The sequence below is a fragment of the Alteromonas sp. ABH2_165 genome (genome assembly GCF_056159945.1).
Window position 1 is genome coordinate 483,526 of sequence record NZ_JBSWWF010000001.1, and the last position, 14,850, is coordinate 498,375.

Consider the following 14,850-nt stretch of genomic DNA (forward strand, 5'->3'; position numbering starts at 1 on the left):
TTGTCTTTAAAGCCAGTGAGTTAAAGGTTAAATTTATGTAACAAAAAGCCCGCTGGTCAGCGGGCTTTTAGAATTCTTAACTAAAAACGGTGCATTTAATTATGCAAAGTTTTCGTTCGCAAATTCCCAGTTAACCAGTTTCCAGAAGTTTTCCAGATACTTAGGACGTGCATTGCGGTAGTCGATGTAGTAAGCATGTTCCCACAGGTCAACAGTCAGCAGAGGTGTAACACCTTCTTCAGTGATAGGCGTGCCTGCGTTGCTGGTGTTAACGATGTCCAGAGAACCGTCAGCAGTTTTCACTAACCAAGTCCAGCTAGAGCCAAAGTTGTTTACTGCTTTATCGTCGAATGCAGCCTGGAAGTCTTCGAAAGAACCCCATTTTGCTTTGATGGCATCGGCCACTGCGCCAGTTGCTTCACCGCCGCCATTCGGGCTCAGGCAGTGCCAGTAGAACGTGTGGTTCCAGATTTGCGCCGCGTTATTAAATACGCCGCCTTCAGAAGTTTTGATAATCTCTTCCAGAGATTTGCTCTCCAGATCAGTACCTTCTACCAGACCATTTAACTTAGTTACGTAAGTAGCGTGGTGCTTACCGTAGTGATATTCCAGCGTTTCAGCAGAAATGTGCGGCTCAAGTGCATTTTTTTCGTACGGCAGTGGTGGTAGTTCAAACGCCATTTGAATTCTCCATTTTTCTCTAGGAAGTAAAGTCGGATTTCGCGGCCAGAACAGAAAGCTGAAAGCGAAAACGACAACGGTCAATTACTGTGGATCAGATATAAGGGTTGAATTTGATAACTCAATGACAGATTTATGCATTTTTATTCTGAGAATGCAAAAAATTGTCTTTAGCCTATATCAGAAAAGCCTGTGTAATAGTGTTATAGCAATCTGGCAATAAAGATCACTCATCTAGCGACGAAATTTCCTTTTTACGGGATTTATTCTGGCTGACCCTTGAATCCGTTGTCAGGATACCCATAATGCAATGACTAGTTAAACCGACCACCTAAAGAGGATTGGATGGAAAATACGACCGAATCAACTGTAGACAGAATCAAAGAGCAAATTGCTGAAAACCCGATCCTGTTATATATGAAAGGCTCCCCAAAACTGCCAAGCTGTGGTTTTTCTGCACAGGCGGTACAGGCGCTGATGTCATGTGGCGAACCTTTTGCCTATGTTGATATTCTGCAAAACCCGGATATCCGTGCGGAATTGCCAAAATATGCAAACTGGCCAACATTTCCGCAACTGTGGGTTGACGGCGAGCTGGTAGGTGGCTGTGACATCATCATCGAAATGTTCCAGCAACAAGAGTTGCAACCGCTGATCAAAGAAACTGCAGAAAAGTACAAAACAGAAGAAGAGTAATCGACTTTCTGGCCAATGCAGTTTGGCGGCAAAAAGCACAAAAAAATAAACCCGGCATCGCCGGGTTTTTTTGTGTCAATCTGACACAAACTGGTCGAAGGGAGATAACCAAAAAAAGTACAAAAAATAGCCTGAAAATAGCATTTTTTAAGACGTATAAACGCCGCCAATATAGTAATAGACAAACCACAAAACCAAATCCTCTATCACTTTAAAAAATATTTTTAATTTCTTTAAAATCGTTTGTTTTTGAGTGATTTGCGATTTATAAGTTCCCTCAGCAAACGGCCAGTTTGCAAAATTATTAAACATTAAAAACAGAAATTATCACCCACTGAGGGACGTTTTTTTACATCGAAGAAACACCCAGTGGACAGATGACGAAAATCCAGGAAACCACTATGAAAACTTCACTGTCACAAGTGACCAGAAATGTGCGAATTGCACTGGCAGCATCTGCTGCTGTGGGCATGCTCGCATCTGCAAATACCTATGCGCAGGAAGCTGACGAAGCCGAAGCGAAAGATTTTGAACAAATCGCCGTTGTAGGTACTCGCGCTGCGCCTCGTTCTGTTGGCGAGTCTCCAGTACCGGTAGATATCATTTCCAGCGACGAATTCCAAAACCAGGGCGCAACTGACATGGTCTCCATGATGCAGACCGTTGTTCCTTCGTTTAACGTGAACGACCAGCCAATCAACGATGCATCAACACTGGTACGTCCGGCTAACCTGCGTGGTATGGCATCAGACCACACCTTGGTGCTGGTAAATGGTAAGCGTCGTCACCGCTCTGCGGTAATCACTTTCCTGGGGGGCGGTCTTTCTGACGGTGCACAAGGACCAGATATTTCTGTTATTCCTTCATCTGCACTGAAGCAGGTGGAAGTACTGCGTGACGGTGCAGCTGCTCAGTACGGTTCTGACGCTATCGCGGGTGTGGTTAACTTCGTACTCAACGACGCCGATGAAGGCGGTATGGTTGAAGCCCGTTATGGTTCTTACTACGAAGGCGACGGCGACCTGATGCAAATCTCAGGTAACATCGGCCTTCCGTTAAGCGAGAACGGTTTTATTAACCTGTCTGCTGAATACCGCACTGCTGATCCAACATCGCGCAGCGTACAGCGTGACGACGCAGCGGCCCTGATTGCTGCGGGCAACACTGCTGTTGCCGATCCTGCCCAAGTATGGGGTTCGCCTGAAATTAAAGACGACATCAAGTTCTTCGCGAACTTAGGTCTGGAACTGAATGATAACGCCGAAGCCTACATGTTCGGTAACTACGCAGAGCGTGAAGTGGAAGGTGGTTTCTACTACCGTAACCCGCACAACCGTGGCGGTGTGAATGACGGTGGTACTGATGCCGACGGTAACCAGTTACTGCTGGTTGGCGACCTGACAGGCGATATGTCTGGTAACTGCCCAACTGACATTCAAGTAGGCGACAACGTGCTTGAAAATCCACGTTACATCAACGAAGTTGCTAACAACCCGAACTGTTTCGCATTTAACGAAATGTTCCCAGGTGGTTTCACGCCTCGCTTCGGTGGTACGGTTCAAGATATGTCATTGGTATTCGGTACCCGTGGTGAGCTGCCAAACGAAATTGGTTACGACATCAGCTTAAACCTGGGTCAGAACGAAATCGATTTCGCGATTTCAAACACCATCAACCCCTCTTTAGGTCCAGACACGCCAACGTCGTTTAAGCCTGGTACTTACGTTCAGTCTGAACAGACTTTCGACCTTGACCTGACCAAGCCAATTGAAGTGGGTCTGAATGAGCCTCTGTATCTGGCTGGTGGTTTCCAGTATCGCCACGAGAGCTACGAAGCGAAAGCGGGTGATATTGCCTCTTATGAAATTGGTCCATTGGCTTCACAAGGCTTCGGTATCGGTTCAAACGGTTTCCCGGGTCTGTCTAACAAGAGCCAAGGCGAAGCATCACGTCACAACATTGCATTCTATTTAGATGCTGAATTGTACCTGACGGATGATTTCCTGGTTGCCGCTGCGGTACGTTACGAAGACTACTCTGACTTCGGTAACACCACGAAAGGTAAAGTGTCTGCGCGTTACCAGTTAACCGATAACATTGCACTGCGTGGTGCGTACTCTACTGGCTTTAAAGCGCCTACAATCGGTCAGAGCACCGTGCGTAACGTAACTACTGCATTTGGTGCGAGTGGTCAGCTGGAAGATCAGGCAACATTGCCACCAACAGATCCTATCTCTGTACAGAAAGGCGGTACGCCATTAACACCAGAAGAATCTGAGTCTATGAGCTTCGGTGTTGTTGCTGAGTTCGACAACGGTCTGTTCTTGACTGCCGACTACTACCACATTGAAGTGACTGACCGTATCAGTACAACTTCAGCAATCGCGTTAACTGAAGAAGACATTGCAGCACTGCTGGCACAAGGTGTGAGCGATGCGTCTAGCTTCTCTGCGGTTAAGTTCTTCACTAACGATTTCGATACCACAACTGAAGGTCTTGATGTTGTTGCTAACTACAGCCAGGACATGTTTGGCGGTGAAACCAAGTACTCACTGGCATACAACTGGACCTCAACAACGGTTGACCAAGCTTCAGACAACATCACACCAGAGCGTGTACGTATGCTGGAAGACAACCTGCCAGCAACCCGTTGGAGCTTTACTGCCAACCACACCAATGGTGACTGGCGCGTACTGGGTCGTCTGAACTATTTCGGTAGCATCTTTGAAGATCACCTGGATTCAGGTCTGCCTATCGACAATATTGGTTCCGAGCTGAGCCTAGACGTTGAAGTGGGTTATCACTTTACCGACGACCTGCAGGTTGTTGTAGGTGCGAAGAATGCGCTGGATGAGTACCCAGACCGCAATACGCAGTACGATAATGAGATTGCTGGTGCGATGTATCCGGTAACTTCACCACTGGGTATCAATGGTGGTTTCTACTACGTTCGTGGTATTTACACCTTCTAATAACTAGAACTGTCAATTAAAAGGGGGCTTTGCCCCCTTTATTGGCTGTAAAAAGTACAAAAAATGCATGACTTATGTAGTAATAAACTGGCAATATAGCCTGTGTTGTAACGGTTTTGCTACATATACTGCGAAGAGAATATGACCAGAAAGTCGACTATTGCTGCCACATTTATAAAATACCGCACAAAAATGATGCGGGCTGTGGGCGCTATTGTCAGTTCGGATGATATCGAAGACATCGTGCAGGAAGCGTTCATAAAAAGTTACGAAGCAGAACTTACACAAGAGATCCGCTACGAACGCACTTACATGCTCAAAACAGCAAGAAACCTTGCGCTTAATCATGTGAACAGTGCTGCCAGCCAGTTAAATCAGGCGGTAGACGATATGGACATGCTATCTAATGATCTCATTGGATATAACCTTGAAAAGCATGTCGAAAGTAAAGAGCGATTTATTCATTTCTGTCGTGCGACTGAATCTTTGTCGCCAGAAGTGAAGCGAGTATTTTTATTAAAGAAAGTTTATGGCATGAGCCAGCGCGACATTGCTGAGCTTGTGGGGCTAAGTGAAAGTACTGTAGAGAAACATGTGGCGAAAGGCCTGTTACAGTGCTCTAAATTTCTGGCGTCATCCGGTGACACATCCAGAGACAAACCCGTTAAGCCTAAACATCATCAGGACAATCATAGTAGTTAAGCCATGAGTAATGTCAGTAAATTTACCAGCAAGGACGATATCCACGAAGAAGCGTGTTTGTGGATAAGCCGGATTGATCGCGGTTTGAGTAGTGAAGAGACCGAATCACTGCATGCATGGTTGGGCGCAAGTTCCAGTCATCGCAGGATCCTTTTCGAAGTGGCTCAATTGTGGGACGACTTGAGCGTACTTAATGAATTAAAAGGGCTGTTCCCAGATCGTAATCAATATAACGGCGAAGCCCGCAAAGCTAAGAGCATTTTGCGCCAGGCACGCTGGAGCGTTGCCGCGGGTTTTATTTTGATGGTTGCCGCTGCTGCCATGATGGTGGATTCCTATTGGCTTAATCAGAGCGATTCCGGCTATCAGTTGGTCCAGCGAGTAGGAACGGCCATTGGTGAGCAGAAAACCCTGACCCTGAACGACGGTTCAGTGGTGCACATGAATACTAACTCCGCGATTCACATTAAGTTTGATGAAGACGAGCGGATCATTGATTTAATCAAGGGTGAAGCCCACTTCACCGTTGCCCACGATGCAAGCAGACCTTTCACCGTGACTGCTGGTATTAACACCGTCACCGCCATCGGTACGGCGTTTAACATGCAGTATACCAACGACGAGGCATTTGAATTGGTCGTCACTGAAGGGCGAGTTCTGGTGCAAGATAAAGTGTCTTCGATTTCCCGGGAGGAAATTGCAGATGTAATAAAGTCTGGAACAACTCGCGCTGACCTTAAGTTACTGGCCGCTGGTGAAAAAGCCAATGTCGACGGTATCCTCAGCGATCTGAAAAATCTCGACGATGATGCCATGGAGCAAGATCTCGCTTGGCAACAGGGCATGATTGTATTCAAAGGTGAAGCGTTAGAAGATGCTTTACGTGAAATTGAACGTTACACCGCTGTCAGCTTCGAAATAGATGGCGTAGAACTGCGTAAAAAGCGCGTGGCTGGATATTTCAAGGTAGGTGATATCAGTGGCCTGCTATCTGCACTTAAAAACAGCTTCCATATCGAGCACAAGCGAGTGGATGCTATGACGATTCAATTGTCAGAGCAAGAAAGCTAATTCAAGAGTAGCCCGCTTCATAGCGGGCGGCTATTTTTTTGCCTTATATCAATTTTTATTAGCCTCGTTCACAGTGGATGTGGCAATTCTCAAATTATCTTAGTATTAATTTTTATTATTCCGACCATTGGTATACTGTGCCGGTCGTAGTATGTAGGTAGCGTTGTGGAAGTCAGAAAAGTCGTTATACTGCATTAACAGCAACATCAATACTTTGTAACTCACTATATGTATAGCCTGTAAGCGAATCAGCGCTGAATAATAATAACGAAACCACGTAATAGTGAAAATTCGACAATGTTAATTTTTAATACTTTTGACACCTAGCCTGTTCATGCGCTTTCCATTAGTAAGCCAACGCCTTAGACGACAGCTTCGCATCACCGGATTAGTTGCAGCCAGCTACTTCGCTGCATCTGTTGCAATGGCTCAACAGAAAATTGAATTCGACATTCCTGCGCAGCGGGCGGATGTTGCGTTAACAGAATTCGCTAAACAAGCGAATACCACTTTACTGTTTCCTTATGAACTCGCCGAGAAAGTGCAAGCTAATGGCTTGTCGGGTACTTTTACCCTGCAGGAGGGGTTACTTCATCTTTTGAAGGGAACCGAGCTCGCCGTGCAGATTGATGCTACCGGCATGCTAACCGTAAAGCCTATTGTTGAGTTACGCCAGCCACCACCGCGTCCACCTAAATCCCGCATTAATGATGACATCGGTTTTTCTATTGAACGCATCGCTATCGTAGGCACCCGCAGTGCACCACGTTCAGTGGTTGAGTCGCCGGTGCCACTAGACATTATTGCCGGTGATACACTCCAAGCCCAGGGCAGTTCTGATGTGTTAAGCATGTTGGCCGGTGTTGTACCGTCACTGAATGTAAACGATCAGCCCATTAACGATGCCGCTAGCTTAGTACGCCCGGCCAATCTGCGAGGGATGGCTGCCGACCACACGCTGGTGTTACTTAATGGCAAGCGACGTCATCGCTCTTCTGTGATTACGTTCCTGGGCGGCGGTTTATCAGATGGTGCACAGGGGCCTGATATTTCAGTCTTGCCCGCCGGTGCCATGAGACAGGTGGAAGTGCTTCGCGACGGCGCCGCAGCACAGTACGGTTCGGACGCGATTGCTGGGGTTATCAACTTTGTGCTCGACGATCGTCGAGAGGGGGGATACCTCAGCGCGAAAACCGGTGAGTATTATGAAGGTGATGGTGAACTGGTTCATCTACAAGGGAACCTTGGCACGTCATTGGGAAGTGGCTTTTTTAATATCACGGCAGAGTACCAACAACGAAATGGCACGAGTCGTTCTGTGCAGCGTGCCGACGCACAAGCGCTTATCGACGCCGGTAATACGTTTGTTTCATCCCCCTCCCAGGTATGGGGAGCGCTGGATGTAAATAGCGACGCCAAACTGGCTTTTAATGCGGCAGTTCCGCTAACCGAGAAAGTCGATGTCTATTGGTTTGGTACCGCTGCACGTCGTGAAATTGAGGGCGGATTTTACTATCGTCACCCTCATACCAGACTGGGGATTTTTGCTGATCCAAACAGTGATACAGCCAAACTTCTCGTCGCAGACAAAGATGGCTTAGGGCAGGGGATAACGTGTCCCGATATTTTTATCACCGACAACAACGTGTTGGACGACCCCGCCTATTTGCAAATCGCGGATAATTCTACTCCGCTGGGCCAGAACTGTTTTGCATTTAATGAGTGGTTTCCCGGTGGTTTCACGCCACGTTTTGGCGGAGTGATAAAAGACGGTTCTGCATTTGCGGGCATTCGTGGTGAGCTCAATGATGATTGGCTTTTTGATCTTAGTGCCAGTGTCGGTTATTCGAATGTGAGCTACCGCTTGCATAACACCATTAACCCCTCACTAGGCGAAGCAACCCCAACCAGTTTTACGCCCGGTGCAGTTAGTCAGTTAGAGCGTACCATCAACCTGGATTTTTCTCGCTTCTTAGACAGTTGGACATCTAAACCTATCAGTTTCGCCACGGGTATGGAGTGGCGACGTGAGCGCTATAGCCAGCAGGCAGGGGATGACGCGTCGTGGATTGAAGGGCCGTTTGCGAACAATGCAGAAGTTGCGACTTCTCCTGGCTTTGGTATTGGTTCTAATGGCTTTCCGGGTTATCAGCCAGTAACTGCAGGGGACTGGAGCCGCCACAACTGGGCCTTATATGCCGATGTGGAAATGTTCCTGAGCGAAGATCTGCAACTTGCCACCGCATTGCGCTCAGAGCACTTCTCTGATTTTGGCTCTACCCTAGATGGTAAGGTCAATCTGCGATACCAGTTAAACGATATCGTTTCTTTTCGAAGCTCTCTCAGCTCGGGCTTTAAGGCGCCCACGGTGGGGCAGAGCAATGTCATCAACATTACTACAGCCTATGCGTCAACGGGTCTGGAAGATCAAGCAACGCTGCCTCCTACGCATCCTATCTCGCAAATGCTGGGTGCCGAACCGCTAACCCCAGAAGAATCGATTAACAGCAGCATTGGACTGGTCGCCTTTTGGGACGAGGATTTTTATCTCACCGTCGATTATTTCAATATTCGTCTGTATGACCGTATCAGTACCACATCCGCCATTCCTCTTACTGCAGACGACGTGGAACAACTTATCGCACAAGGTAATCCCGAAGCCGACAACTATCGCGCGATTAAATATTTTGCCAATGATTTTGATACTGCGACACAGGGTGTCGATATTGTATTGAATTACCGGTTTGATTTGGCGGATGTGACCAATGCGCTAACGACATCATTTAACTGGACAGATACGCGGGTTAAGCGGCTTTCGGCTTTTCCGCAAACTCAGCCTGATGGTAAAGTGTTACTGGTGCCTAGTCTGACACCGCAGCGGGTGCGCATGCTGGAAGACAACCTTCCCGCCGTGCGGATAACCACTACCTTAAAGCAACACTGGCAGGCCTGGTCTATGCTTTGGCGGCTTAAGTACTATGGCGCGTTTTATGAAGACCATGTTGATGCGGCTGCGGGAATGGATATCGACGGTAGCAGCATGATTACCCTGGATGCGGAATTAAGCTGGCATTACTCTGAAAACTTGACGGTGGCGTTAGGGGCTTCGAATGTATTTAATACAACGCCGCAAATTAATCCCTATGCAGATGTAGTCGGGGCGCTGTATCCACCTACATCACCTTCAGGCATGAACGGCGGATTCTGGTACTTGCAGTCGCGATATGATTTTTAAGAACGTGTGCAGGTTCGTGTTCGAAAGAAGCTTGAGGGCGTTAAACGTGCTAGGGCGCTGAACCCTGGAAGGCGTAAAATAAAACTGAAATAAAGGGGAAGGTTAGTTAGCAAACCTCTTTGAATAACGTTTCATCGATAATTGTTGAATCGATAATTTGCTGAGCCATCTGAATGCACTTTCCGCATTGATTACCCAGATCGAGTTGCTGACGAAGTTCACGGATGTTACCTACGCCATCTTGTTCTACTGCATTTTTGATGTCTTTATCTGTTACGCCATAACACATGCAAACAAACATACTACCAACCCGTTAAATTAAATCGTTAATGATAATAATTGCTATTTGTATGTTTGGCAAGGTGGAAAGATCATTTTTATGATTAAACTTTAGACTAAATACAGTGGCGATTAATAACATCGATAGATTTTGACAACAGAATACTTGGCTTTCATTTATCCGCACCTATATTGAAAGTGCCGCAATGGCAAAACTATAACAATCTGAAAAAATTTGGAGCAAACAATGAGCGTACTGGTAGGCCGTCCGGCCCCTGACTTTACTGCAGCAGCTGTTTTAGGCAGTGGTGAAATCGTTGATACTTTCACTTTAAGCGAAGCGATTAAAGGTAAAAAAGCGGTTATCTTCTTTTACCCGCTGGACTTCACTTTTGTATGTCCTTCTGAACTGATTGCTTTTGACAAGCGTTACGAAGAGTTCCAGAAGCGCGGTGTAGAAGTGATTGGTGTATCTATCGATTCTCAGTTCTCTCACAATGCGTGGAGAAACACGCCAGTAAATGAAGGCGGTATTGGTCCGGTTAAGTACACACTGGTTGCTGACGTTAAGCATGAAATCTGCCAGGCATATGACGTTGAGCACCCAGAAGCAGGTGTAGCGTTCCGTGGTTCTTTCCTGATCGACGGTGAAGGCAATGTACGTCACCAGGTGGTTAACGATCTGCCTCTGGGTCGGAACATCGACGAGATGCTGCGTATGGTTGACGCACTGAGCTTCCATGAAGAGCATGGTGAAGTATGTCCAGCAGGTTGGACTGAAGGTAAGTCTGGCATGGACGCATCCCCAGCAGGTGTTGCTAAATACCTGTCAGAAGAAGCTGACAAGCTTTAATCGACGGTGTGATACCTCTACGCCGCGCTGATGAAAATCATCGCGGCGTTTTTGTTTCTAGCGCTTCTCGGAAGACAAACTATTACCCAAATGTTCCAGTGTTTGTCAGTTGGTCAACGGCTTAAGCGTTCTCGGCTACAGGCCATCCACCTAGTGATTTGTAACGATTAACGATGTAGCAGAACAACTCAGCGGTTCTTTCGGCATCATAGAGCGCGCTATGTGCTTCACTCTGATCAAACGGGATGCCGGCTTCACGGCAGGCTTTTACCAGTACGGTTTGCCCTACAGCAAGGCCTGCTAAGGTAGTGGTATCAAACGAGACGAAAGGGTGGAATGGCGTGCGTTTGATATTGCTTCGCGCAATAGCAGCATTCACAAAACTCTGATCAAAGGTCGCATTGTGGGCAACAATGACCGAGCGTTGACAGTCAGCATCTTTTTGCAGTTTTCTGATTTGCTTGCACACTTCCTTCATGACTTCGGTTTCATCAAGGGCGCCGCGTAATGGACAATGAGGATCAATACCGTTGAAATCCAGCGCAGCCTGTTCGAGGTTCGCCCCTTCAAACGGGTTAACATGAAAGTGTACGGTTTTATGAGGGTGTAGATCGCCGTTTTCATCCATCTGAAGTGTCACCGCAGCAATTTCAAGCAGGGCGTCGGTGGCGGCATTGAAACCGGCAGTCTCCACATCAATAATGACGGGGAAATAACCGCGAAAGCGATGCTTCAGTACATTGGCATTTTCAGACATAAACAGCAGAAATCCTTGATAATAAAGGCGTGCATTTTACAGATAGTCGCTGAAAAACCAGCCTGGGCGTTCAGGAATATCATGGCGAAAGGCGTGATTATCGCAAGAACTGCTTTGGGTATCTACCTTTGAAAACTAAGCAATGCTGCGAATACGCGAATTGTTGTTGTGCTGTGCTAAACTTTTTTCTCATCGTGGCGATAAAGAAAGTGCAGATCATCTTTTGTAGCAGGGCGGAATATGTTTCGACAGGTATTAATCGGCATCTTATTGATCAGTGCGCCAGCAATGGGCGCAATGCGGCAGTATGCCGCTCCCGTAGAAGCATCTGACTGGATGCTGAAAGAGCAAACGCGCCTTCAGTGCACTCTTGCTCACACCGTGCCGGGCTATGGCGATGCGCTATTTTCAAGTGTGGCTTCCAAACAGTTAAACATGGAATTTGAACTGGACATGGATTTGTTGCCAAAAAAATTCGATGTCGCTGCGGTGTATTCCGTGCCGCCTACCTGGATGCCAGGAGCAATGCCCAAGAATATTGCCGACATGACGCTGCGAACCCAATACAACGGCGACTTACCTGAGCAAGCTGCATGGACCATGCTAAGCGAGCTTGAAAAGGGTTACTGGCCCACGATTTATTACAAAGATTGGTATAACGAGTACGATAAAGTTGCCGTGGCACTGAATGCCAGTAACTTTACACCTGTATATCGAAATTTTGTGAAATGCGTTTCGCAGCTCCTGCCTTACAATTTCGACGATATTGCATATACCGTGTTGTCCTACGAGAAAAGCAGTGTTGACCTCACAAAATACTCGCAAAAGCGATTGAGTATGATTGGCGAGTACTTAAAAGAAGATAAAGAATTGGAGTTAGTACTTCTCGATGGCTACACCGATAGCTATGGAAGTCGCTATAGCAACGAGCAGCTTTCTATTCGTCGTGCGGAGCAGGTAAAGTCGTTCTTCACCTCTATGGGGGTGGATGCTGAGAGAATTGAAGTTACCGGGCATGGTGAGAAACGCCACATTTCACCAAACACCAATGCCGATTCACGGGCAATGAACCGTAGGGTTGTAGTGCGCTTGTCCAAAGGATAGACACGCCACAGTGAGAAACTAAAACGCCGGCAAGACTGCCGGCGTTTTGCTATTTACCACTTTGTCGCAGAAAATTCTTCACGGGGGGAATTTGATCGGTAAATACGCCATCTACTGCCAGTGGTCCCGTTAATAATCCAAGGATCTGCTCTGCAGTCATTCCCGTGGGGAGTGCATCAATCCGAAATGTATAAGGGTGGATAACCAGGCCTTCTTTTTTTGCCGTTGCCAGCCAGGGACTCGGAACAACCTTACCTTGCTGCAGCGCTTTCATGTCTAATAGCTGTGGGAACCAGGGGCCAATGCCGTCGGCGTATTTTGCTATATCCTGCATGCCTTGTCGGGTTAGCAGCGCCTGATAATCGGTCGCAGACTCGCCCCAACTGTTGTCGGCCAGCAGTAAGACAATCTTGCCTTTAAAACCAAGCTCGTTGCGTAAGCGCTTCACTTCAGCAAAATCAAAACACTGCACATAAATGTTCGCATTTTTGCCATTGAGATTGTAGCGCGCCAATGTGTCCAGTAGTTGTTGACTGATATCTACGCCTTCTTTTTTATGCCAGGCAGGGGATTTGATTTCAGTATAAAAGCCAATATTGCTTTTGAACTCGCGGTTAAGTTCACTGATAAGTTCAATGTGTTCATCCAATGTAGCAACGGTAAACAGGGCTTTGCTGCCATGATAGCGATTGGCAAACACTTGTTTTCCATCGGTATCCGACCGTTCTTTTACTTGCAATGTACGTAATTCCGCTAGCGTAAAATCCAGTGCGTACCAACGGCCATCGTCACGAGAGCGTTCGGGAAACTTCGAAGCCACATCGGTTACGGTTTCCAGATGAATATCGTGAAGCACAACCAATTCGCCGTCTTTCGTCGCCACCACATCTTGTTCGATGAAATCGGGTTGCTGAGCAAACGCCAGAGAAGCAGCTTCCAGGGTATGTTCAGGCAAATAGCCAGATGCGCCGCGGTGGGCAATGATATCGAAGGCGCTGGCTTGGCTGGTGATCAGCGCTGTGGATAACGCAATGGCTTTTAGTTTGCTGGTAAACACGAGTAATCCTTTTTTGTGATGCTCGCCGAATGATCATGACGATGCTTTAAATGTTAACACGCGTTATAGACAGTAATGTGGCAGTGGCACTATCTCAAGAAGAAACGGTTAGATAGAGCGCTGAATGGGTTCGGCAAAAGTGACTGAGTGAAAAGCTTAAGAGGGGGAGTATTCGCTATTTTAAGCGCTAGGTTGAAATGCTATCAATAACGACGAGAGGCAAAGAATGGGTTTGCAGGCAAACAAACCCGTTCAATTCGTTACTTATGACGCTTAAAAGGAGGACGATTACCTTTTAATTTGGGTTTGTCCTCATCTTCAAGTAATTCTAACTGCGCTACATCGTAAACTGGCATGCGAGTGGTAACCCGTCGATAGGGAGGCTTGCCGCGTTTAATGACTTCTTTTACTTCCACGTACTCTGTGGCGGCTTCTCCGAGTGCTTCGAGTTGAGCAACGTCGGAAACCGGTACCGTTTTAACTACACGCTTGAACGGCGGCTTGCCAGAGTAATCTACAACTTGAATGTCGATGGTGTCTTGATCGTTACTTGCCATTACTAAGCTGCTCATTGAAGAGGCAAAAGCGAATGTGGCTAATCTTAGCGCAAATTTCATCATGGTGTCCTTATCTGTTTTTGCATCAATATGGTGCTTAGTTATTGTGATAAACAAATAATTAACAAACAATCCTATCTGGTGATAGCTTTATTCTATCAATGATTATTTATTCTGGTAATGATTGCTATCTGATTAGGCCATTATAGGCGCATTTTCATGAAATTTGCTTTTTGGTGGTGCAATCTCGTTGTGCGGTGCTCGTTAGTGGGGCGATAGCCAATTTGCTGAAGACTTTGATGTCTGTGAGATCAGGCACTTACATACTGGCCATATAGTTGCTGTGTAATTAGGGTTAATAAACAGGACAATGATCATGAAACCCCTGAGTAACCGTGCACAGTCGTTTAATCTATTAAAGAGCCCATTAAAAAGCGTACTGATATTCGCGCTAACATTGCTGTCGATGCATGCGCTAGCCAGTGAGCAAACCATCAGTCTACAACAACATGCGGGCGGTACATTGTATCTGGATGCCACGCTCGACTCGGCGGTTAAAGCATCATTCCTGCTCGATACGGGTTCCAGTTTATTGACACTCAATGAGCAAACCTTCAAAGCGTTAAATCGAAGCAAAAAGCTGACTGCAACCAGTAAAGCCGCCGCGCGAATGGCCAACGGTAAAATTGTCACGGTGTCTCAATATCGTCTCGATTCAGTACGTATTGGTGGGCATTGCGAAGTTGGGCCGGTGGATGTCTCTGTACTGCCAAGAGGCAGTAATATTCTTGGTGTGAACGCACTACTGAAAGCGGCACCGCTAACCCTGACAGCGGAACAAATAACACTGTCAGGATGCTTACAAGAGTAAACACTGGTAGCAGTT

The 14,850-nt window shown here is 46.8% G+C and carries 13 protein-coding genes; 8 read left to right on the forward strand and 5 right to left on the reverse strand.

Features of this window, described 5'->3' with window-relative positions; genetic code table 11:
- Positions 1-99: 99 nt before the first annotated feature.
- Entirely contained in the window at positions 100-681 is a 582-nt protein-coding gene (gene sodB / locus ACXAFQ_RS02115; RefSeq protein ID WP_474817937.1) for a superoxide dismutase [Fe], read from the reverse strand.
- A 345-nt stretch (positions 682-1,026) separates the two neighbouring features.
- Here sodB and ACXAFQ_RS02120 point away from each other — a divergent pair, with 345 nt between their 5' ends.
- From ACXAFQ_RS02120 to ACXAFQ_RS02140, 5 genes are all read left to right on the forward strand, one after another.
- Positions 1,027-1,377, forward strand: a complete 351-nt coding sequence (locus tag ACXAFQ_RS02120; RefSeq protein WP_070126931.1) for a Grx4 family monothiol glutaredoxin — start codon at positions 1,027-1,029, stop codon at positions 1,375-1,377.
- Between the two features lie 401 nt (positions 1,378-1,778).
- Positions 1,779-4,349: a TonB-dependent receptor plug domain-containing protein gene (locus ACXAFQ_RS02125; protein ID WP_474817938.1), complete on the forward strand. Its 2,571-nt coding sequence runs from the start codon at positions 1,779-1,781 to the stop codon at positions 4,347-4,349.
- 141 nt (positions 4,350-4,490) lie between these two features.
- Positions 4,491-5,051, forward strand: coding sequence for an RNA polymerase sigma factor (locus ACXAFQ_RS02130; RefSeq protein WP_070123639.1), 561 nt, complete (start codon positions 4,491-4,493; stop codon positions 5,049-5,051).
- A 3-nt stretch (positions 5,052-5,054) separates the two neighbouring features.
- Positions 5,055-6,122: a FecR family protein gene (locus tag ACXAFQ_RS02135; RefSeq protein ID WP_474817939.1), complete on the forward strand. Its 1,068-nt coding sequence runs from the start codon at positions 5,055-5,057 to the stop codon at positions 6,120-6,122.
- Positions 6,123-6,546: 424 nt separating this feature from the next.
- Positions 6,547-9,357: a TonB-dependent receptor plug domain-containing protein gene (locus ACXAFQ_RS02140; RefSeq protein WP_474818397.1), complete on the forward strand. Its 2,811-nt coding sequence runs from the start codon at positions 6,547-6,549 to the stop codon at positions 9,355-9,357.
- A 106-nt stretch (positions 9,358-9,463) separates the two neighbouring features.
- On the opposite strand, the gene ACXAFQ_RS02145 is transcribed toward ACXAFQ_RS02140, so the two are convergent.
- Positions 9,464-9,658 carry a bacterioferritin-associated ferredoxin gene (locus ACXAFQ_RS02145; RefSeq protein WP_070123642.1) on the reverse strand — a complete coding sequence of 65 codons (195 nt, stop codon included), beginning with the start codon at positions 9,656-9,658 and terminating at the stop codon, positions 9,464-9,466.
- Between the two features lie 225 nt (positions 9,659-9,883).
- On the opposite strand from ACXAFQ_RS02145, the gene ACXAFQ_RS02150 reads away from it, so the two are divergent.
- Positions 9,884-10,489 (forward strand): peroxiredoxin, encoded by a 606-nt coding sequence (locus ACXAFQ_RS02150; protein WP_070123643.1) that lies wholly within the window; start codon positions 9,884-9,886, stop codon positions 10,487-10,489.
- Positions 10,490-10,610: 121 nt separating this feature from the next.
- Here the strand turns inward: ACXAFQ_RS02150 and rnt are convergent, their stop codons facing one another.
- Positions 10,611-11,246 carry a ribonuclease T gene (gene rnt / locus ACXAFQ_RS02155; RefSeq protein WP_070123645.1) on the reverse strand — a complete coding sequence of 212 codons (636 nt, stop codon included), beginning with the start codon at positions 11,244-11,246 and terminating at the stop codon, positions 10,611-10,613.
- Between the two features lie 240 nt (positions 11,247-11,486).
- Between rnt and ACXAFQ_RS02160 the strand changes: the two genes are divergently transcribed.
- A complete protein-coding gene (locus tag ACXAFQ_RS02160) occupies positions 11,487-12,350 on the forward strand; it encodes a flagellar protein MotY (RefSeq protein WP_474817940.1) in 864 nt (287 codons plus the stop codon).
- A gap of 49 nt (positions 12,351-12,399) precedes the next feature.
- On the opposite strand, the gene glpQ is transcribed toward ACXAFQ_RS02160, so the two are convergent.
- Both glpQ and ACXAFQ_RS02170 read right to left on the reverse strand, forming a co-directional pair.
- Complete coding sequence (gene glpQ / locus ACXAFQ_RS02165) at positions 12,400-13,407, reverse strand: glycerophosphodiester phosphodiesterase (protein ID WP_474817941.1); 1,008 nt, start codon at positions 13,405-13,407, stop codon at positions 12,400-12,402.
- A gap of 260 nt (positions 13,408-13,667) precedes the next feature.
- Positions 13,668-13,964: a hypothetical protein gene (locus ACXAFQ_RS02170; RefSeq protein WP_139138932.1), complete on the reverse strand. Its 297-nt coding sequence runs from the start codon at positions 13,962-13,964 to the stop codon at positions 13,668-13,670.
- Between the two features lie 376 nt (positions 13,965-14,340).
- Here ACXAFQ_RS02170 and ACXAFQ_RS02175 point away from each other — a divergent pair, with 376 nt between their 5' ends.
- Positions 14,341-14,835, forward strand: coding sequence for a retropepsin-like aspartic protease family protein (locus tag ACXAFQ_RS02175; protein ID WP_474817943.1), 495 nt, complete (start codon positions 14,341-14,343; stop codon positions 14,833-14,835).
- The last annotated feature ends 15 nt before the right edge of the window (positions 14,836-14,850 follow it).